At 72.5% G+C, this 18,879-nt stretch carries 19 protein-coding genes; 12 read left to right on the top strand and 7 right to left on the bottom strand.

Annotated features, from left to right (window positions below; genetic code table 11):
• Positions 1-29: 29 nt before the first annotated feature.
• Entirely contained in the window at positions 30-1,337 is a 1,308-nt protein-coding gene (locus ABT006_RS24285; RefSeq protein WP_350709884.1) for an enolase C-terminal domain-like protein, read from the bottom strand.
• Positions 1,321-2,568, bottom strand: a complete 1,248-nt coding sequence (locus ABT006_RS24280; RefSeq protein ID WP_350709882.1) for an AGE family epimerase/isomerase — start codon at positions 2,566-2,568, stop codon at positions 1,321-1,323. Before ABT006_RS24280 ends, ABT006_RS24285 begins: the two co-directional genes overlap by 17 nt.
• A 103-nt stretch (positions 2,569-2,671) precedes the next feature.
• Between ABT006_RS24280 and ABT006_RS24275 the strand changes: the two genes are divergently transcribed.
• The 3 genes from ABT006_RS24275 (at position 2,672) to ABT006_RS24265 (ending at position 5,677) form a co-directional block, all read left to right on the top strand.
• Positions 2,672-3,646 carry a LacI family DNA-binding transcriptional regulator gene (locus ABT006_RS24275; RefSeq protein WP_350709880.1) on the top strand — a complete coding sequence of 325 codons (975 nt, stop codon included), beginning with the start codon at positions 2,672-2,674 and terminating at the stop codon, positions 3,644-3,646.
• Between the two features lie 79 nt (positions 3,647-3,725).
• Complete coding sequence (locus ABT006_RS24270; protein ID WP_350709878.1) at positions 3,726-4,499, top strand: 6-phosphogluconolactonase; 774 nt, start codon at positions 3,726-3,728, stop codon at positions 4,497-4,499.
• Positions 4,496-5,677: an N-acetylglucosamine-6-phosphate deacetylase gene (locus ABT006_RS24265; RefSeq protein ID WP_350709876.1), complete on the top strand. Its 1,182-nt coding sequence runs from the start codon at positions 4,496-4,498 to the stop codon at positions 5,675-5,677. The genes ABT006_RS24270 and ABT006_RS24265 overlap by 4 nt, the downstream gene beginning before the upstream one ends.
• A gap of 53 nt (positions 5,678-5,730) precedes the next feature.
• Here the strand turns inward: ABT006_RS24265 and ABT006_RS24260 are convergent, their stop codons facing one another.
• Positions 5,731-6,147 carry an MmcQ/YjbR family DNA-binding protein gene (locus tag ABT006_RS24260; protein WP_350709874.1) on the bottom strand — a complete coding sequence of 139 codons (417 nt, stop codon included), beginning with the start codon at positions 6,145-6,147 and terminating at the stop codon, positions 5,731-5,733.
• A gap of 287 nt (positions 6,148-6,434) precedes the next feature.
• Here ABT006_RS24260 and pdxY point away from each other — a divergent pair, with 287 nt between their 5' ends.
• Positions 6,435-7,286 (top strand): pyridoxal kinase PdxY, encoded by an 852-nt coding sequence (pdxY, locus tag ABT006_RS24255; RefSeq protein WP_350709872.1) that lies wholly within the window; start codon positions 6,435-6,437, stop codon positions 7,284-7,286.
• Between the two features lie 116 nt (positions 7,287-7,402).
• On the opposite strand, the gene ABT006_RS24250 is transcribed toward pdxY, so the two are convergent.
• Complete coding sequence (locus ABT006_RS24250) at positions 7,403-8,653, bottom strand: MFS transporter (protein WP_350709870.1); 1,251 nt, start codon at positions 8,651-8,653, stop codon at positions 7,403-7,405.
• Positions 8,654-8,777: 124 nt separating this feature from the next.
• Here ABT006_RS24250 and ABT006_RS24245 point away from each other — a divergent pair, with 124 nt between their 5' ends.
• The 3 genes from ABT006_RS24245 to ABT006_RS24235 all read left to right on the top strand — a co-directional run bounded on the left by ABT006_RS24245 (position 8,778) and on the right by ABT006_RS24235 (position 11,853).
• Positions 8,778-9,719 carry a LysR family transcriptional regulator gene (locus tag ABT006_RS24245; protein ID WP_350709868.1) on the top strand — a complete coding sequence of 314 codons (942 nt, stop codon included), beginning with the start codon at positions 8,778-8,780 and terminating at the stop codon, positions 9,717-9,719.
• A 290-nt stretch (positions 9,720-10,009) separates the two neighbouring features.
• Complete coding sequence (locus ABT006_RS24240) at positions 10,010-10,867, top strand: MerR family transcriptional regulator (RefSeq protein WP_350709866.1); 858 nt, start codon at positions 10,010-10,012, stop codon at positions 10,865-10,867.
• Positions 10,864-11,853 (top strand): BtrH N-terminal domain-containing protein, encoded by a 990-nt coding sequence (locus ABT006_RS24235; RefSeq protein WP_350709864.1) that lies wholly within the window; start codon positions 10,864-10,866, stop codon positions 11,851-11,853. Before ABT006_RS24240 ends, ABT006_RS24235 begins: the two co-directional genes overlap by 4 nt.
• A 281-nt stretch (positions 11,854-12,134) precedes the next feature.
• On the opposite strand, the gene ABT006_RS24230 is transcribed toward ABT006_RS24235, so the two are convergent.
• On the bottom strand, positions 12,135-12,266 hold the full coding sequence (locus tag ABT006_RS24230; RefSeq protein ID WP_350709862.1) for a hypothetical protein: 132 nt from the start codon (positions 12,264-12,266) through the stop codon (positions 12,135-12,137).
• 359 nt (positions 12,267-12,625) lie between these two features.
• Between ABT006_RS24230 and ABT006_RS24225 the strand changes: the two genes are divergently transcribed.
• Entirely contained in the window at positions 12,626-13,282 is a 657-nt protein-coding gene (locus tag ABT006_RS24225; RefSeq protein ID WP_350709860.1) for an SGNH/GDSL hydrolase family protein, read from the top strand.
• Between the two features lie 160 nt (positions 13,283-13,442).
• On the opposite strand, the gene ABT006_RS24220 is transcribed toward ABT006_RS24225, so the two are convergent.
• On the bottom strand, positions 13,443-13,676 hold the full coding sequence (locus ABT006_RS24220) for a hypothetical protein (RefSeq protein WP_350709859.1): 234 nt from the start codon (positions 13,674-13,676) through the stop codon (positions 13,443-13,445).
• A gap of 168 nt (positions 13,677-13,844) precedes the next feature.
• On the opposite strand from ABT006_RS24220, the gene ABT006_RS24215 reads away from it, so the two are divergent.
• From ABT006_RS24215 to ABT006_RS24205, 3 genes are all read left to right on the top strand, one after another.
• Positions 13,845-14,327, top strand: a complete 483-nt coding sequence (locus ABT006_RS24215) for a GNAT family N-acetyltransferase (RefSeq protein ID WP_350709857.1) — start codon at positions 13,845-13,847, stop codon at positions 14,325-14,327.
• Between the two features lie 54 nt (positions 14,328-14,381).
• Positions 14,382-15,026 (top strand): hypothetical protein, encoded by a 645-nt coding sequence (locus ABT006_RS24210; protein ID WP_350709856.1) that lies wholly within the window; start codon positions 14,382-14,384, stop codon positions 15,024-15,026.
• 130 nt (positions 15,027-15,156) lie between these two features.
• A complete protein-coding gene (locus ABT006_RS24205) occupies positions 15,157-16,482 on the top strand; it encodes a hemolysin family protein (protein WP_350709854.1) in 1,326 nt (441 codons plus the stop codon).
• A 32-nt stretch (positions 16,483-16,514) separates the two neighbouring features.
• Here ABT006_RS24205 and ABT006_RS24200 read toward each other — a convergent pair whose 3' ends face one another.
• Positions 16,515-16,925, bottom strand: a complete 411-nt coding sequence (locus tag ABT006_RS24200; protein ID WP_350709852.1) for a PaaI family thioesterase — start codon at positions 16,923-16,925, stop codon at positions 16,515-16,517.
• A 79-nt stretch (positions 16,926-17,004) separates the two neighbouring features.
• Between ABT006_RS24200 and tyrS the strand changes: the two genes are divergently transcribed.
• Positions 17,005-18,291, top strand: a complete 1,287-nt coding sequence (gene tyrS / locus ABT006_RS24195; protein WP_350710018.1) for a tyrosine--tRNA ligase — start codon at positions 17,005-17,007, stop codon at positions 18,289-18,291.
• Positions 18,292-18,879 lie beyond the last annotated feature (588 nt).

Below are 18,879 nucleotides of genomic sequence, written 5' to 3'. Positions count from 1 at the left end.
TCCTCCTCGGGATCGCGGTCGATGCGGCGTCAGTAGATGCCGGCCGCTGGTTCGTCGAGGACGACCACGCCGTCGTCGACGGTGACCAGGGACGGCTGCCGAGTGGCGAGGTCGCGGTTGCCGGTCGGCGCGTACTGGCGGCTGTTGTACTCCAGATGCGGGGCGGAGAGGTCGAACACGCTCGCCAGGCGGGCCGAGTGGGCGAGGGCCGCGTCCACCGCCGTGAGGTCCTGCATCGTCACGAAGAGCCCGTGGGCGCGGGCGAAGGCGTACGTGAGCAGGGCGGGCGTCTGGCCCTTGCCGGCCTTCACCACGACTCCCGACCAGCCGTCGCTCCGCACGTGCCGAAGTTGCGCCGGGTCGTGCAGGCTCTCGTCCATCAGTACGGGCCTGCGCCGGCTCTGCTCCCGCACGGCGACCGGATCCGGGCTGCTGCCCCGGGGCCAGGGCTGCTCGACGAAGGCCACCGCCCGGAAGGCGTCGGGTGCCGTCGCCGCGAGGGCGTCCAGCATCGCCCCGAGTGCCCCCGGCCCGGGGTAGCCCTCGTTGGGGTCCACCGACAGCGCCACGTCGGCCGCCCGGGCCGATGCCACCCGATGCACGTCCGCGATCCGCCGCGCGTCGGCGTCGGGATCGCGACCCGCCACCTTGATCTTCACATGGCGTACGCCGTCGCGACGCAGCCACTCCTCGAGCGACCGCCCGCCGCCGGCGTCGCCGGGCCGCAGCGGGTCGGAGGTGCCGACCACGTGCTGGACTGGCAGCCGCCGGCGCGGTGCGGCCAGGAACTCACCCGGGTACCGGCCGACCAACGTCGGATCCACGCACGCGAGGTCGTGGGCGAGGTGGTCGCTGGTGTACATGGTGTGCGCCGGGCGGCCCGCCGCCCGTGCCCACGCGTCGTGCAGGGCGTTGTCGACCGCGCCGAGGCACAGCAGCTCCGCCAGCCGGGGTATCGGCTCCGGCGCCGGGGCGTCCTCGACGGCGGCACCGGTGTCGGCCACCGTCGCGTGCAGCCGGAGCCAGGCGCCGACGGGGTCGGCCGGCTCACCGCCCAGCGCGGCGTGCGCGAACCGCTCGGTGAGGCGGCGCAGGGCGGCGTCCCGTCCTCTGACGTCCAGCCGCGACGTCGGCCAGGACCACGGGACGGAGAGCACCGAGGCGCCCCGGCCGGTCGCGGTCTCGCCGCGACGGTTCGTGGCGACCACGTCGACCAGGGCGAGGGTGAACCAGGTGATGGCGCGACCGCTGATCATGAACGGCTGGTCCAGGTCGATCTCCCGGAAGCGGACCCGGGCGTCGCGGACGGTGATGTCGGTGTCAGCGGTGGCTGTCAACGGGCACCTCGGCACCGAGTTCGACCAGTTGCATGAGGTTCCGGGCGATGTGGAAGGGGTCCTTGACCGGCAACGCCACGACCTGGTCCAGCGGGCGTCCGCCGCGGTCGCGGATCTGGACCCACTCCTCGCCCTCGTCCCGGCCGGGGAACGTCCTGAGGGTGTAGTCCCAGATCAGCTCCGCCCACCGCCCGGCGTCGCGGTCGCCGTAGCGGCGTGCGGCCAGCGCCGTCGTGTACGCCGCCTCGGTGTGCACCCACCACAGCTTCGTGCTCCAGGTCGACCGGACCAGCCTCTCGTAGGGCGTGTCACCCCCGGTGCCGCGCGGCTCCGTGGCGCCCTCGGCGTCGACGTAGCGGAAGAGCCCACCGTGCCGGCTGTCCCAGGCCGAGGCGCAGAGGGCCTCGATGCTGGTCAGCAGCTCGGCGTCGGTGACCTCGTCACTCTCGCCGACAAGGTCACCCGCCTCCAGGGCGACCCAGACGCCTTCGAGGGCGTGGCCGGGGACCCGGTGCCGGGCGACGAGGGTGGTGTCGTCGGGCAGGTCGGGAATCATCTCCCGGAAGGTGCCGTCGGGCGTGCGGTGGCGGAGCATGGCGTCGCGGTCGGCGGCGAGGTCGGCCAGCGTGTCCGAGGTCGTCCGGTCGAGGTGGAGCAGGGCCCGCGCGTGTTCCAGGCGGGTGTTGAGCAGGATCATCCGGGGGCCGAAGGCGACATGCCCGTCGGGGACGGCGTACGGCGGCGTCGCCGCGCGGTTCGCCCGGATGTCCGCGGTCGCCCGGGACAGCAGCGGCTCGGCGAGCTCCAGCCACGCCGTCGACCCGGTCGTGCGGGCCAGTTCGGCCAGTCCCATCACGACGAAGCAGTCCGCGTAGACGCTGTGCGTCTCGCCGGCCGGACCGTGGGTGGGGGCGCCGTCCGCGGTGACCACGAAGTGGCAGGTGCCGTCGGGGCGGACCACATGGTCGGCGAGGAACCGGGCGCCGCGTTCGGCCAGTGCCACCAGGCGGTCGGCGTCGACGTCCAGCAGGCCGTCCGTGGCCAGCCGGGCCGCTCGCGCGAGCAGCCACACGAACCGCCCCTGCGACCAGGTGAACTTGTCGGTGGAGACGAGATGGCGACCGCGGTTGTCGAAGCAGGTGTGGAAGCCGCCCCGCCGCTCGTCGACGCCGTGGCGCAGCCAGAAGGGCAGGATCACGTTCTCGAGTTGGACCCGGGCCTCAGACGTCATCCGACCCCTCCTGGTGCAATCGCTTGCATACCGTGTCGGTGGCTAGAGTAGCGGCACGCTTCACATTCAGCGAGCGCGGCGACACCCGAAACAGGAGGACCGAATGAAGCGGCCGACGATCTACTCGATCGCAGAGGCGTGTGGCGTGTCCGCGTCGACCGTCTCGCGTGCCTTCAGCCGGCCGCACGTGGTGAACGCCGAGCTCCGGGAACGCATCCACGCCGCGGCCCGCGAGGTGGGCTACCAGCCCAACAAGGCCGCGCGCGGCCTGGTGACCGGGCGGACGGGCCTGATCGGACTGCTCGTCCCGGACATCACCAACCCCTTCTTCCCGCCCCTGGTCCGGGCCATCCAGCAGGCGGCCGACAAGCTGGACTCCTCCGTGCTGCTCGTCGACACGGAGGAGAGGGCCGCCGCGGAGCCCCAGCTCATCCGTCACCTCGCCGGCCAGGTCGACGGCCTGCTGCTGGCGTCGCCCCGGTCCTCGTCCGGGCTCAAGGACAAGGTGAACGACCTGCCGTGCGTCGTCATCAACCGGCGGATCCGGGGATTGCCGGGCGTGACCTGCGACAACACGCGCGCCCTACAGGCCGCCGGCCGGCACCTGGAGCAGTTGGGCCACCGCAGGGTCGCCATGATGCGCGGCCCCTCCGCCTCGTGGGCGGCACGCCAGCGGGCCGACGCGATCCACGCGTGGGCGGTCCGGTCCGACGTCACGCTGGTCGACCTCGGGCCCTTCGCGGCGTCCTTCGAGGGCGGGCTGGCGGCGGCGAGGGCCCTGCTGGACACCGATTGCACCGCCACCTTCGCGTTCGACGACCTGATGGCGTGTGGCGTCCTGGCGGGACTCGCCGACGCCGGGGTGCGGGTGCCGGAGGAGCGCAGCGTGATCGGCTGCGACGACGTGCTGCTGGCGCGTACCGTCACGCCCCGCCTGACAACCGTGACGGCCCCGGTGCAGCGGCTGGGACACGTGGCCGTGGAGCTGCTGCAGCGTTGCGGCTCGGGTGAGCCGACCGAGGAGATCCGCCTCGACGGCGAGCTCACCCTCCGCGCCTCGACCGGTCCCGCCGCCTGACCGCTGCCGCAACCTGTTGACCCGCCGAAGCTTCGTCGTTAGGGTCTGTGCAACCGATTGCAGAGCCTGAGGAGACGGAATGGGCGTGCCGGCGGGGCTGAGTGCGGACGACGTGACCCTGCACGTGACAGCGGATCCGGCCGGCGCCGGCGCCGGCGCCGCACGCGTCGCCGCAGACGTCATCCGTGGCGCGATCGCGTCCCGTGGCAGCGCCCGGATCGTGCTGGCGGCGGCGCCCTCGCAGCAGGAGATGCTCGCGGCGCTGGTACGCGATGCCTCGATCGACTGGTCCCGGGTGCACGCCTTCCACATGGACGAGTACGTGGGACTTCCGCAGACGCATCCCCAGGCATTCGGGCAGTGGTTGCAGGAGCGGTTGTCGGTCGCCGGGCTCGGGTCGTTCACGCGACTGCGGCCCGAAGCGGACCCTGTCACCGAGGCCGTCCGCTACGCCACGCTGCTGGCGCAGGGCCCGATCGACCTCACCTGCATGGGCATCGGCGTGAACGGACACATCGCCTTCAACGAGCCCGACGTCGCCCGCTTCGACGACCCGGCCGCCGTGCGGGTGGTCGAACTCGACCCGGTCTCCCGTCAACAGCAGGTCGACGAGGGGTTGTTCGCCCGACTGGAGGACGTGCCGGCCCAGGCGGTCACCCTGACCGTGCCGACGCTGCTGAGCGCGAACTCGATCGTCGTCACCGTGCACGGCCGGCACAAGGCGGCCGCGCTGACGCTCGCCCTGACCGGACCCATCGGCCCGGCCTGCCCCGCGAGCGCGCTCCGGACGCACCGGTCGGTGTCGGTGCACGCCGACGCGGCAGCCGCGAGCGGCCTGGACGAGCTGACGTGACCCCAGCGGGGCAGCAGACGCGCGTCGAGGGCCGGCTCGCCGACGGTCGCCCCGTGCGGCTGCGGATCTCCGGCGACCGCATCTCGGCCATCGAGGAGACCGAGCCGACGGCGGACCAGCCCACGATCCTTCCCGGGCTGGTGGACCTGCAGGTCAACGGATTCGCCGGCGTGGACGTCAACGCCGACGACGTGTCGGTCGCCACCGTGGCCGAGTTGACCCGGTCGCTGTGTCGCCGGGGCGTCACGTCGTACTGCCCCACGATCATCACGGCCAGCCAGGAGAAGATCCTCTCCACGCTCGACGTGATAGCCGCCGCCCGCGCGAGCGACCCCCTGGTCGCCGACGTCGTCGTCGGCGTACACGTCGAAGGCCCCTACCTGGCCGACGCGGACGGTCCCCGTGGCGCGCACGACCGGCGGCACGTCCGCGACCCGGACCCGCGGGAGCTCACGCAGTGGCTCGACGTCGCCCCGGGCCTGGTACGCCTCGTCACGCTGGCGCCCGAACGGCCCGGCGCGACGCGGTACGTCCGCGCCGCCACCGAGGCCGGGATCGTCGTCGGCCTGGGACACACCGCCGCGACACCGGAGCAGGTGCGGGCGGCGGTCCACGCGGGAGCACGGCTCTCCACCCACCTCGGGAACGGGTCGCACACCGTCCTGCCGCGGCATCCCAACCACCTGTGGGCGCAGCTGGCGGAGGAGGCCCTGACGGCGAGCTTCATCGCCGACGGCCACCACCTCCCCGCTGACACGTTCACCGCCATGGTGCGGGCGAAGGGCGTCGAACGCTCGGTCCTGGTCAGCGATTCGGCGGCCCTCGCCGGCTGCCCGCCCGGCGAGTACCGCACCCCGGTCGGCGGCTCGGTCACCGTGGACGCCGACGGCCGGCTCAGCCTGACCGGCACCGAGTTGCTGGCCGGCAGCGGCCGTTCGCTGTTCGACTGCGTCCGGTGGGCGCTGCGGCAGACCAGCTTCGGTCTCGCGGAGGTGTGGTCGATGGCGTCGACCGTGCCGTCCCGGCTGCTCGGATCACCCGACCGGGGAGTCGTCGCCGTGGGGGCCCGGGCCGACCTCGTGCTCGTCCGCGGACCCGACGGCCCGCCACCGCAGGCGGAACCCCGGCTGCTCGCCACGATCGTCGGCGGCGTGGCCCGCCCTGCGAGCGACGGCTGATCCGGCGGCAGGCCGCCAGATGACGACGACGCGACCGCGGCGCCGGGTGAGTGCTACCTGGCCTCCTGGTCGGCTCTGCCCAGGTCCCGGCTCGCCGGATCCGAGTCGTCGTCGAGGCCGCCGACGAGCGGTCCCGGGGCACGCATGCGCCACGCGTCGGTGACGAGTTCCGCCAGGCGATCGACGGTCACCTGCGCCAGCCGCAGCATGACCAGGGGCAGCCCGTCGTACGCGGGCGTGGTGAAGAAGACCTCGGGCTCGCCGAGGAGCAACGCCTGCTTCTCCGCTTCGTCGCCGACGTACAGCACCGCGACGTCGGTGCGGATGAGGCGCGGCGCACCGGGTCTGCGCTCCGGGTAGGACCAGACGAACCCCTTGTCGGCCACCCGGAAGTCGAAGCCGTCACTGTCGACCTCGACCACGTGAGGCAGTGCCAGTGCCAGGCGACGGACGTCGTCGGCGTCAGCCATCGAGGTTGCTCCAGGACATCGCCTCCCGCACAAGCGCAGACTAACCGCTGCGTCGAACGCGGTCGCCGCCGGCCCGCCGGATCCCACCTTCGGTCAGCTTGCCGAGGTGGCCAACAGGTTCCGGATGGCGGCTGCGAGCTGCGGGTCGCTGTGCACGGCTCCAACGGTCTCCGGTGGTGGAAGCCCCCGTCAGTGGTCCTGCCATCGCGCCAGGGCCCGGAGTGGGTCACCCGACAGAAACGGTGGGCAGTACGTGTGGCACCGGCGGGAACCGGCATGATGAGCCGGTGAAGATCCTGTCCATCCAGTCTTCGGTCGCCTACGGCTACGTCGGCAACTCGGCGGCGGCCTTTCCCCTTCAGCGGCTCGGGCACGAGGTCTGGCCGGTACTGACGGTCCATTTCTCCAACCACACCGGGTACGGCGCGTGGCGGGGGCCGCTGCTGGCGCCGGCCGACGTGGCCGAGGTGATCGCGGGCATCGCGGACCGCGGGGTCCTCGGCAGCGCCGACGCGGTGTTGTCGGGCTACCAGGGTGACCCGGCGATGGGCGCGGTGATCCTCGACGCGGTGGAGAAGGCCAAGGCGGCCAACGCGGACGCCGTGTACTGCTGCGACCCGGTGATGGGCGACGCCGGCCGCGGGATGTTCGTCCGGCCCGGCATCCCGGAGTTCATGCGGGACGTCGTCGTCCCGCGTGCGGACATCATCACCCCGAATCACTTCGAGCTGGACTTCCTCGCCGGCCGTACGACGAACTCGCTGACGGAGTTGCTGGAGGCGGTCGACGTGGTGCGCGAGACGGGGCCGCGGCACGTCCTGGTCACCAGCGTGCTCCACGGCGACGTGCCGGAGGGGTCGCTGGAGGTGGTGGCCGTCTCGGACGAGGGCGCCTGGGCCGTGACGACGCCGCTGCTGCCGATCAGCCCGAACGGCGGCGGTGACGTCACCGCGGCGCTGTACCTCGCGCATCTGCGGACGACGGGCTCGCCCGCGACGGCACTGGAACGCACCATCGCCTCCGTCTTCGCCGTACTCGAGGCCACCCTCGCGGCGGGCACCCGGGAGATCCAGCTGATCGCGGCCCAGGACGCGATCGCCGAGCCGCCGACCAGGTTCACCGCCCGGCGGCTGCGCTGACGGTGAGCACGGCGTCGGTACGTCTGACGCCTCGCCGGCGGGTCGTGGCCCGGCCACCGGAGAACAGCCGGGAGGACGGGCCGGAGCCTGTCCGGCCGGGATCGGACCCGGCCCGGTCATCGAGCAGCGCTGACGACCGGCCGCGCAGGCCCGGTGGCCGGCGACTGCGTGCCGGAGCGGCGCGGGAGCAGGAACGGAGTGGCCAGGAGCAGCACGCCGGCGACACCGATCGCGAGGCGTACGTCGGTGGCCCCGGCCAGAACGCCCCACAGCGCGGTGAGCACCGCGATCGCCCCGGTGCCCGTGATGTTCCACGCGACCAGCACGCGGCCGACCCGGTCAGCCGGCACCCGATCGAGTCGCTCGGTGGCGAACAGCGGGTTGAACAGGCCCATGCAGGTGATCAGCCCCAGTTCGACCGCGATCACCAGGACCACGCCGGCCGCGCCGGGCATCACGAAGAACAGGCCGATCGGCCACAACGCGCGCAGCGCCCCCGAGACGAGCAGGATCCGGCGGCGCCCGTAGCGGGCTTGCAGACGCGGGGCGAGCTGGGCGCCGACGAATCCGCCGACGCACGGAAGCCCGAACGCCAGGCCGTACTGCCAGGCCGCCCAGCTCAGGTCGCCGAGGAGCAGCACGGCCAGCAGCGGTTCGGTTGCCATGATCAGCGCGTTGACGGTCACGGTGTTCAGGAAGAGCGCGCGCAGTTCACGGTCGGCGAGGATGAACCGCCACCCCTCCGACAGGTCCGCACCGCGTAGCCGGGTGGCCGTCCCGCGCGCCGGGCGCGCCTCCCGCTCCCGGATCATGCCGATTCCGAGCGCGGACAACAGGAACCCGACCGCGTTGGCGATCAGGGTGACAACCGGCCCGATGAGACTGATGGCCGCCCCGCCCAGGGTCGGCCCCACGGCGGTGGCCGTCCAGGTGGTCGACTCGAAACGCCCGTTGGCGGCCAGCAGCTGGTCGGGACCCACGAGCGACTTCAGATAGGCACCGCTCGCGGAGACGAACGCGATGTTCCCGGCCGCCCCGATCACGGAGACCATCAGCAGCTGGGTGTAGGTCAACAGCCCGAACGCGAAGGCGATCGGGATGCTCAGCAGGGCCGCGAAGCGGACGACGTCCGCGGCGATCATGACCGGCTTCTTGCGCTGCCGCTCGACCCAGGGGCCGAGGGGAAGCGCCAGCACCGCACCCACCGCCAGCCCCGCCGCGGCCAACGCGGAGACCGCGGCCGGACCGATGCCGAGCACCTGGATCGCGATCAGCGGGAACGCCCCGAACCCCAACCAGGTACCCATGGTGCTGGCCGCAAACGCCGACCACAACCACCCGAACGAACGCCCCAGACGTTGCCCCACGCTGCCCCTCCAGTCACAACCAATCGTTGACGGCGACGATTCGACCAGCTCGGGTTACCAGGAATCCAACAACGAACGCGCTGGCGAGCCACAACCAGAGTTTGTGCAGCCGTACGATCTGGGCGTGGACATCGAGGCCGTGCGCACCTTCGTCGCCGTCGCCGACGCAGGACAGTTCCAGGAAGCGGCCATCGACCTGGAGATCACGCAGCAGGCTGTCTCCAAGCGCGTGGCCAACCTCGAACGCCGCCTCGGAGTCACCCTCTTCACCCGCACCGCCCGTGGCGCCCAGCTCACCCTCGACGGGCAGGCATTCCTCCCGCACTCCCGCGAACTGCTCCGAGCTGCCGAACGGGCCGCCGCCTCGGTCCGGCCGGGCGAACGCGCGCTGCGCGTCGACGTCCTCAACCGACGCATCGCCCCGGCCGTGACGATGCAGCGCTTCTACAGGGCGCACCCGGGGACCGAGCTCGACGTCGTCACGCTTTCGAACGCCAACGTCGAGACGGCCATCGAGGCCGTCCGCGCCAGGGAGATCGACGCGACCTTCCGGGCCGTACCGATACCGGTCCGCGAGCTACCCGACGGCATCCTGGTCGAGCGGGCCCTGGACGACCCGCTGCAACTGCTCGTCGGCCCCGCCCACCCGCTTGCCGCCGCTCGTTCCCTGCCCCCGGCTGACCTGGCCGGGCACCGCATCTGGATTCCGGGCATCAAGCGGGGCACCGAGTGGGCCGCCTACTACGACGAGCTCACCGACGCGTTCGACCTTCGGATCGACGCGATCGGCCCGAACTTCGGCACCGAGGCGCTGCTCGACGCGATCGCCGACTCCGCCGACCTGGCCACCCTCGTGGGCAGCGGCGACCGGTACATCTGGCCAACCACCCACGACCTGCGTCGCATCCCGCTGCACGGCCCCACGCCGGTCTACCCGCACTCGTTCGTGTGCCTCGCGGGCAACCCGCACCCCACCCTCACCGCGCTCCGCCAGCACCTGACGGCCGCGCGGCCGGCCACTCCGGCCGAGGTCTGGGCACCGAGCTGGGCCAGCCGCCGCGCCTGACGCCGGACGGCACGCGCTCCGGCGTCACCCCTGTCCCCGACGAGGCGGTACGCGTCGCTGTTCGCGGAGCCGGAGGGTCGTTGCCCGCCGGCAACGCACGTTGTGCGGACCCGTGCCGACCGGTCCAGCCCACATGACGTCGAGCTGTCGGGCGCGCGGCCCGCGAGGCACGCCGGGTACGTGGCCGGCCGGACCCGTTCCATGATGATTCGTTCCGTGGTCGGTGCGGCAGGGGCCGGGCCGGGGTTGACCCTCTCCCAGGGGGAGGGTCGAGGCTGTTGGAGGCGTCGGTGACAGGGTTGCTGCCGATCGGGGTGTTCGCGCGAGCGACCCGGTTGTCCGTTCGAGTGCTGCGTAACTATGACCGGCTGGGTCTGCTCGTCCCGGCGTCGGTCGATCCGGATACCGGCTACCGCCGGTACAGCGTCGACCAGTTCCCCAGAGCGGGGCTGGTCCGGCGGCTGCGGGAGCTGGAGGTGCCGTTGCCCGAGATCGCCGAGATCCTGGCGGCCGAAACCCCGGACCAGACCCGCGCCGTTGTCGAGCGGCACCGGGAACGCGTGGCCGCGCGGGCGGCCCGGCTCGACGAAATCGCCGGGCGGTTGGGGGCCGTGCTGGCCGAGCCGGGACGCATGCCGGGCTGGCTACACGTGTACGAACGGTGGCGCGATGCCCAGCCCACCGCCCGCACGCTGGTGCGTACCCCGCTGAGCGGGTTGGCCGAGGCGCTGGCGCCCGGGTTCGCGCGGCTCTTCGCCGGCCTCGCCGCGCAGGGGATCGCCCCGGCGGGGCCGGTCGGGACCCGACACCTCAGCGACGACCTCGACGCGGCGGAGTTGGAGGTGGAACTGTTCGCGCCGGTGGCGCGCCCGCCCCGGCCGACCGCGACGATTGCGCCCGGGGAACTGCCGGGCTGCCTGCTCGCCGCGACCGTCCACGAGGGTGGCTACGACGCCATCGATACCGCCTACCGGTCGCTGGGACGCTGGATCGCCGAGCACGACCGGGCGCTGGCGGGCCCAGCCGAGGAGCGCTACCTCGTATCGCCCGCACCCGGCACACCCACGGCCGCGCTCCGCACGGAGATCGCCTGGCCGGTCCGACCCCCGTCCGGCCCGTCCCGACCAGCAGATCAGGAGACCGAATGATCATCGAGAACGTGGCGTTCCCCGCCGGTCAGCACTGCGAGACCACCACGCTCGGTGCCCTGCTGCGCCACGAGGGCGTCGACCTGTCCGAGCCCATGCTGTTCGGCCTCGGCGAGGGTCTGGGCTTCGTCTACTGGGATGCCAAGAGCATGGACTTTCCGTTCCTCGGCGGACGCACCAAGCCGACCACGATCACCCGAACCGTGGCCGACCGGCTGGGCCTGACGCTGCACATCCAGGAGACCGCCTCGCCCCGTAAGGCCTGGCAGAACGTGGTCGCCGCCCTCACCGCCGGACGCCCGGTCGGCCTGCAACTCGACTCCTACCACCTGGACTACTTCAGCACGAAAGTCCACTTCGGGGCCCACTTCGCCGCGATGTACGGCTACGACGACACACACGCCTACCTGATCGACACCACCCAGCAGGGCGGCAGCGTGACGACCACGCTGACGAGCTTGGAACGGGCCCGCAACGAACGCGGACCGATGACCGCCCGCAACCTCTCCTACACGATCGCCAGCCCCACCGGCCGGCCCGATCTGGGCCACGCCATCCGGGCGGCCATCCGCAACAACGCGCACGCCTTCCTCAACCCACCCATCGCCAACCTCGGCCATCGCGGCATCGACAAGGCGGCCCGACAGGTGGCGCGGTGGCTCGACCGCTCCCGCGACCCGTCCCGCGACCTCCCGCTGGCCGCAGCGCTGATGGAACGCGGCGGGACCGGCGGCGCCCTGTTTCGCGCCATGTACCGCGACTTCCTCGCCGAATGCGCCACGATCGTCGACGACGACACCGTCCGCCTCGGTCACCGGCGGTACGCCGAGATCGCCCCGTCATGGACCGAGGTCTCCCACCACATCACGGCCGCCGGAGAGACCGGCGACCCGGACCACCTGACCCGAGCCTCGGCACTCCTCACCGAACTCGCGGCCAGGGAGCGCCACGCCATGCAGATCCTGACCGGCATTCGCCCCGACTGACCGCCTCGACGAGCACGGCTTCCGTACCCGCTCGAACACCGCCCACCTCGGCACGTCCGGACGTTTCTCGCACTTGCGGGCCTCCTGACACGCGGATTGCGGCGCGGTGCGCCGGGTGGGCACGTCGGCCTGGCTGCACAGGCCCTGCCCGCCGGCGCGCGCCTGACCGTGGGACCGCTCGGGGTGGGTGGCGGTACGAGGACCGGCACGGGCCGTCGACCACCGGGTCCGGCGGGGATTTCAGCGCACCGCGAGGAAGCCGTAGCCGGCGCGACGGTCGGTCATGTCCCGGTTGCCGGCACGACTCCCGCCACCAACGCCCGCAACGCGGCCAGCGACTGCTCGATGTCGACCCGGTCGAGCGCCACCAGCCACTGCTGGTGGATGCTTCGCAGGCGTCGTCTCGGGCGCACTCGTCATCCTGGCGAAGCGGAGAGAAGACCGGTCGCGGAGAGACCACCACCGAGGAGACAACCAGGCGTGATGTCGCGGCGACAGCGGAGCGGGGTGCCCGGCGCTCTCGAGGTCCCAGTCATCCGTACCGGGCGAAGATCCTCCGTACGGCGGCCAGTTCATCGCCCTCGTCGGCGTCGTTCCAGGCGAACGGTTCCGCGCCGTCGACCGCACCCGCGACGACGCCACCCCGATGCGGGCGGTGCACCCGGAGTGGAGCCGCCCCTACCCCGATCCCGACCAGGCGACCTCCCAGCCGGGCACGCGTACGATCGCCCTGCCCGGCTCCGGCACCGACGCGACGCAATGGAGGCCCGTGATGACAGAAGAGATCCCACCCGGCGGACGGGTGCTGTTCATCGGCGACAGCATCACCGACGCGGGACGCAACCGCGAGCGGTCCGACGACCTCGGTGGCGGATACGCCATGATGGCCTCGGCCTGGTTCACCGCCCGGCACCCGCAGCACGCCGTCACCTTCCTCAACCGGGGCGTCAGCGGCGATCGCGTCCGCGACCTGCGCGCCAGGTGGGACGACGACTGCCTGCGGCTCGCGCCGCAGGTGGTGTCGGTGCTGATCGGCATCAACGACACCTGGCGCCGGTACAGTGCCGACGATCCCACCACCGCCGAGGAGTTCGAACGCGACTACCGGCACATCCTCGACCTGACCCGACGGCAGCTCGACGCCGCCGTCATCCTGATCGAGCCCTTCCTCATCCCGCTCGACGACGGACAGCGGGCCTGGCGCGAAGACCTCGGGCCGAAGGCCGACGTGGTGCGCAAACTGGCCGTCGACTTCGACGCGACGTTGGTGACGGTGGACCACCTGTTCGGTGCCGGAACAGCCGACGAGCAGGTCTGGACGGCGGACGGCGTGCACCTGACACAACCGGGTCACGCCCTGCTGGCACAACAGTGGCTGCGGGCGGTCGCCGCCCGGGACCTGGCAACCGCCCCGACAGCCGTCCCGTGACGATCCGCGAGAGGAGACGGCGGGACCACGGATGTTCGCCGACGACCTCTCCACCGGGCTCGTCGGCTGGCGGGCGCTGACGGGATCGTCGGGCGAATGGACGACGCCAGCGCGGAGTTCACCACGTCTCGGTCGACAGCCGCGCGTAACCGTCGGGCCGTTACCCGTCGCCGGCGGGGCGCTCGCGCACGACCAGTTCGTCGATCTCCAACCGGCCGATGCGCAACTCCCGCACGACGGCCCGGCGGATCGCCAGCCGACCGATGGCCAGCGCCCCGACGGCGAGGGCCCCGACGGCCAGCGCGCCCACGGCAAGCGCTCCGAGCGACGCCGCGCCCGCCGCCGTGCCGACGGGCGTCCCGCCCGCCCGCGCGCCCCGTACCGCTCGTGTCATCCGCTCATTGTCCGCGCGGCGCCGGCCCGGCGCGCCCGAATCCGCGCACCGACGGGCGTCCGTGTCCGCCCTGGGCGTGATCGGGGGCGCGGCCGGGCCCGGCGAACCCGGCGGAGCGGGCGTGACGCGAGGTCCGCGATGTCACCGCCCGGCTCTATCCTCGGGCCCGTGACCGCCGACCTGCGCCTGCGCCCCGTACGCGACGACGACCTGCCCCGCTTCTTCGACCACGAGCAGGACGTCGAGGCCAACTGGATGGCCGCCTTCGGCCCGGAGGACCCGACCGACCGGGCGCGGTTCGACGCGCACTGGCGCCGGGTCCGCGCCGACGAGCGGATCGTCGCCCGCACGGTCGTCGTCGACGACGAGGTGGTCGGCCATGTGACCGCCTTCCCGGTCGACGACAAGACCGAGGTCAGCTACTGGATCGACCCGCGCCGCTGGGGCCGGGGCTACGCCACCGCCGCGGTCGCCGCCCTGCTGCGCGAGCTGCCCCAGCGGCCCGTGCACGCCCGCGCCGCCAAGGACAACCGGGCCTCGCTCGCCGTGCTGCGCAAGTGCGGCTTCGTCGTCACGGGCGAGGACAAGGGGTACGCCAACGGCCGCGGCGCCGAGGTGGAGGAGTGGGTGCTGGAGCTCGCCGACCGCTGAACCGGCCCCGCGCCCGCCGCGCGGGCTGACCCGGGTGACCACTACTCTCGCGGGGTGGACTGGCTGGAACTCATCGGCTGGACCGGCTCGGCGCTGCTGGTCTGGTCGCTGCTGCAGACGCGCATCCTCCGGCTGCGTGCCCTGAACCTGCTCGGGTGTCTGATCCTGATCGGCTACAACGCCGCGGTGCAGGTCTGGCCGATGGTCGGGCTGAACGTCGTGCTGGCCGTGATCAACGTCTGGTACCTGCGCGCCATGCTCGCCACCCGCCACGACGAGGCGACCTACCAGGTGGTCGAGGTCGGCGTGGACGACCAGTTCCTCGCCCACACGCTGCGCGTCCACGGCTCGGACATCGCCCGCTTCAACCCCGGCTTCCGCTGGCCGCCCGGCACCTCCGCCGAGCGCTCCGCCTTCCTGGTGCTGCGGGCCGACGAGGTGGTCGGCGTGGTGCTGTCGCACGCCGAGCCAGACGGCGTGGCGCAGGTCGACCTCGACTACGTCACCCGGCGGTTCCGGGACTTCACCCCGGGCGAGTTCGTCTACCGGCGCAGCCGCCTCTTCACCGACCGGGGGTTCCGCCGGGTGGTCACCCCGCCCGGCATGGTCGCCCCCTACTACCACCGGCTCGGCTTCCGCCCCGAGGGCCGCTCCTACGTGCTCGACCTGACGGCCCCGCCGGTCGCCGAGCGAGCCTGACCGCCTCCCAGGCCGGGCGAGGATTCACCGGCCGGCCCGGTGGGCACAGACTGGCCTACGCCGGCCGGGTCCTTCGGCCGGCGGTGCCGGTCGTGCGACGGGCACCGGTGGCGCGTGAGGAGAGCCGGGCGTGCAGAGCATCTGGAGCCAACTGGCCCTGGTCGGTGTCCTGGTCGTCCTCAACGCGGTCTTCGCGGGCAGCGAGATGGCGCTGGTCTCGCTGCGGGACAGCCAGGTCCAGCGGCTGGAACGCGCCAGCCGCGCCGGCCGGGTGCTGGCCCGCCTCGCCAAGGACCCGAACCGCTTCCTGGCCACCATCCAGATCGGCATCACCCTCGCAGGCTTCCTGGCCTCGGCCGCGGCGGCGGTGTCGCTGGCCAGGCCTCTGGTGCCGCTGCTCGGCGCGCTGGGCGGCGCCGCGGAGACCGTCGCCATCGTGGTGGTCACCCTCGCGCTGACCTTCGTCACCCTGGTCTTCGGCGAGCTGGCCCCCAAGCGGATCGCCATGCAGGCCGCCGAGCGGTGGGCGCTGCTGGTGGCCCGCCCGCTGGACCTGCTGGCGGCCCTCACCCGGCCGGCCGTCTGGGCCCTCGGCGCCACCAGCGACCTGGTCGTACGCCTGGTCGGGCTCAACCCCGAGCACGAGCCCGACGAGATCGGCCCCGACGAGCTGCGGGAGATCGTCTCCGGCAACCACGGCTTCACCAAGGAGCAGCGGACGATCATCGCCGGGGCGGTGGAGATCGCCGACCGCCAACTGAAGGCGGTGCTCGTACCACGGTTGCAGGTCTTCACGCTCGACAGCGGAACCACCGCGGAGGCCGCGCGGCTGCTGCTGGCCGCCACGGGCCACTCCCGGGCGCCGGTGGTCCGGCACGGCGGCCTGGACGATGCGGTCGGAGTGATCCACCTGCGCGACCTCGTCGGCGTCCGCGACGACCGGCCGGTCGACGAGTGCGCCCGCCCGCCGATGCTGCTGCCGGACTCGCTGCCGGTGGTCGACGCGCTGCGCCAGTTCAAGGCCGAGCGTCAGCACATCGCCCTGGTGGTCGACGAGCGGGGCGCGGTCGACGGGATCGTCACCCCCGAGGACATCCTGGAGGAGATCGTCGGGGAGATCTACGACGAGACCGACCGGGACGTGCGCGCCGTGCGCACCGAGCCGGACGGTGTCATGCTGCTCCCCGGCACCTTCCCGGTGCACGACCTCACCGACGTCGGGGTCGAGCTGCCCGGCCGCCCCGGCGGCGACTACACCACCATCGCGGGCCTGGTGCTCACCTGCCTCGGCCACATCCCCACCGTCGCGGGGGAGAGCGTCACCGTGGACGGCTGGGAGCTGGAGGTGGCCCGCATCGACCACCGCGCGATCACCGGCGTCCGGGTGCGCCGGCCGGTCGGGCCGCCGCGCGACGACGACGCCGGGGAGCCGGTGCTGGACGAGGCCCGCGGCTGAGCGTCGCCGCCGCGCCCCTGGCCGGGTGCGGGTCAGGCGGGGGAGAGGTTCTGCAGTCGCACCTGGCCGCGGGCGACGAGCTGGGCGTCGGCGTCGGTGATCTCCACCTGCCAGAGCTGCTGGCTGCGCCCCCGGTGTACGGGGGTGCCCACAGCGGTCAGCTCGCCGTCGCGGACCGCGCGCAGGAAGTCGGTCTGGTTCGACACGCCGACGACCCGCCCCCGGTCGCCCAGCCACACCGACCCGCCGACGCTGGCCGCGGTCTCGACCACCGAGCAGTACACGCCGCCGTGCTGGATCCCGAACGGCTGGTGCAGCTCGGGGCGGACCTGCCAGCGGATCACCACGCGGTCCCCGCTGACCTCGTCGAACTTGAGGCCGAGCAGGGCGACGAAGCCGCCCGTCAGATCCGGCATGTCCACGGCGTTCCCCTTCCCGATCATGGCGTCGCCAGCCTACGCCGCCGCCCGCTGCGCAAACCCGCTACGGCAGGCGCCCGGTCATGGGGGAGAATGGGTGACCGTGACCGACAGCAGCCTTCCGCCGCCCGGGCGGGACTCCCTGACCGATGACCTGCGGTGGCGCGGCCTGATCCAGGACTCCACCAACCTCGACGAGCTGCGTACGCTGCTCGACGGCAGTGCCGCCACCTACTACGTGGGTTTCGACCCGACCGCGCCGAGCCTGCACGTCGGCCACCTCATGCAGGTCACCACGGCCCGTCGGCTCCAGCTCGCCGGGCACCGGCCGCTGCTGCTCGTCGGCGGCGCGACCGGCCAGATCGGCGACCCGAAGGAGAGCGCCGAGCGGACCCTCAACCCGCCCGAGGTGGTCGCCGGCTGGGTGGCCCGGATCCGCGACCAGCTCGCCCCCTTCGTCTCGTACGAGGGCGAGAACGCCGCGCAACTGGTCAACAACCTCGACTGGACCGCCGAGATGTCGGTGGTCGAGTTCCTCCGCGACGTCGGCAAGCACTTCCCGGTCAACAGGATGCTGGCCCGGGAGGTGGTCAAGGCGCGGCTGGAGAGCGGGATCAGCTTCACCGAGTTCAGCTACCAGCTGCTCCAGGCCAACGACTTCTTCGAGCTGCACCGCCGGCACGGCTGCCAGCTCCAGTTCGGCGGCTCCGACCAGTGGGGCAACATCGCCGCCGGGGTGGACTACATCCGCCGGCGCGGCGCCGGCCCGGTGCAGGCGTTCACCACCCCGCTGGTCACGAAGTCGGACGGGACGAAGTTCGGCAAGACCGAGGGCGGCGCCATCTGGCTCGACCCCGAGCTGACCAGCCCGTACGCGTTCTACCAGTTCTGGGTCAACGTCGAGGACCGGGACGTGAGCCGCTACCTGCGCTACTTCAGCTTCCGTTCGCGGGAGGAACTGGAGGCGCTGGAGAAGGAGACGGCGGAGCGGCCGGCGGCCCGGGCGGCCCAGCGCGCGCTCGCCGAGGAGCTGACCACGCTCGTGCACGGCGAGCGGGAGATGGCGCAGGTGGTCGCCGCCAGCCAGGCGCTCTTCGGCCGGGGCTCGCTGGAGGAGCTCACGCCGGCGACGCTGCGCGCCGCGCTGACCGAGGCCGGCCTCGTCCACCTCGACGAGCTGCCCGACGTCGCCGGGCTCCTGCGTGATTCCGGGCTGGTCCCGAGCCTGAAGGAGGCCCGCCGGGTGATCGCCGAGGGCGGCGCCTACGTCAACAACAACCGGGTCACCGAGGCCGACGCCACCGTGAGCCCCGAGGACCTGCTGCACGGCCGGTACCTGGTGCTGCGCCGCGGCAAGCGGTCGTTCGCCGGGGTCGAGCTGCGCAACTAGCCGTACGCCCGCGCGAGTGTGACGGGCGACGCCCCCGGCGGATTTGACGATCAATCCGCCGGGGGCGTAACTTTCTCTCTGCCAGCGCGGAACGGACGAAACGGGGCGAAAGTCCTGGAGGCCGGAGCGTGGGAATGAGCTTCCGGATCGGGGGGTTGTGCTCCTCGGGTCCGGGCCGGGTGGTGCCCCGGGTTCGCCGTGAGGCGGATTTGGTGGGGTGGAGCTGACCGGGTATGGTTCGACGCCGGCAGGGAACCGGGCGTGTTCGTGGGAGACCGCGGCGGCTGGTCTGTCGGAAGCCGTGATCGGAATCGGTGGGAGCCGGTTTGGTTGTGGTGCCCGGAAATTGGGTTGAAGTGGTGTGGATCGCGGTAGAGCGGTTTGACACGGCGGAAACCGGCGGGTAACGTAGTAAAAGTGCCCGGCGCGAGAGCGGCGGGGATGTGAACGAAATGCCCCGGGTCGGGGGTCCCATGGTGTGGGGTTTCCGGGCGGTGTGTGGTTGTTCTTTGAGAACTCAACAGGGTGCTTGATAAGCCAGTGCCAAATTGTTTGATACCCCGGACTGGCAAGCCTTTATGGTTTGTT

This window comes from Micromonospora sp. NPDC002717, assembly GCF_040295705.1.
Taxonomy (GTDB): Bacteria; Actinomycetota; Actinomycetes; order Mycobacteriales; family Micromonosporaceae; genus Micromonospora.
Note: the sequence above shows the minus strand (reverse complement) of the source record. Positions and strands in the feature narration are given on the sequence as shown.

Excerpts from the sequence above, each read along its gene's own strand:
- ABT006_RS24200 (WP_350709852.1), bottom strand. The coding sequence starts at position 16,925 with ATGATCGGGAAGGGGAACGCCGTGGACATGCCGGATCTGACGGGCGGC.
- ABT006_RS24225 (WP_350709860.1), top strand. The coding sequence starts at position 12,626 with ATGACAGAAGAGATCCCACCCGGCGGACGGGTGCTGTTCATCGGCGAC.
- ABT006_RS24280 (WP_350709882.1), bottom strand. The coding sequence starts at position 2,568 with ATGACGTCTGAGGCCCGGGTCCAACTCGAGAACGTGATCCTGCCCTTC.
- ABT006_RS24270 (WP_350709878.1), top strand. The coding sequence starts at position 3,726 with ATGGGCGTGCCGGCGGGGCTGAGTGCGGACGACGTGACCCTGCACGTG.
- ABT006_RS24235 (WP_350709864.1), top strand. The coding sequence starts at position 10,864 with ATGATCATCGAGAACGTGGCGTTCCCCGCCGGTCAGCACTGCGAGACC.
- ABT006_RS24260 (WP_350709874.1), bottom strand. The coding sequence starts at position 6,147 with ATGGCTGACGCCGACGACGTCCGTCGCCTGGCACTGGCACTGCCTCAC.
- ABT006_RS24275 (WP_350709880.1), top strand. The coding sequence starts at position 2,672 with ATGAAGCGGCCGACGATCTACTCGATCGCAGAGGCGTGTGGCGTGTCC.
- ABT006_RS24220 (WP_350709859.1), bottom strand. The coding sequence starts at position 13,676 with ATGACACGAGCGGTACGGGGCGCGCGGGCGGGCGGGACGCCCGTCGGC.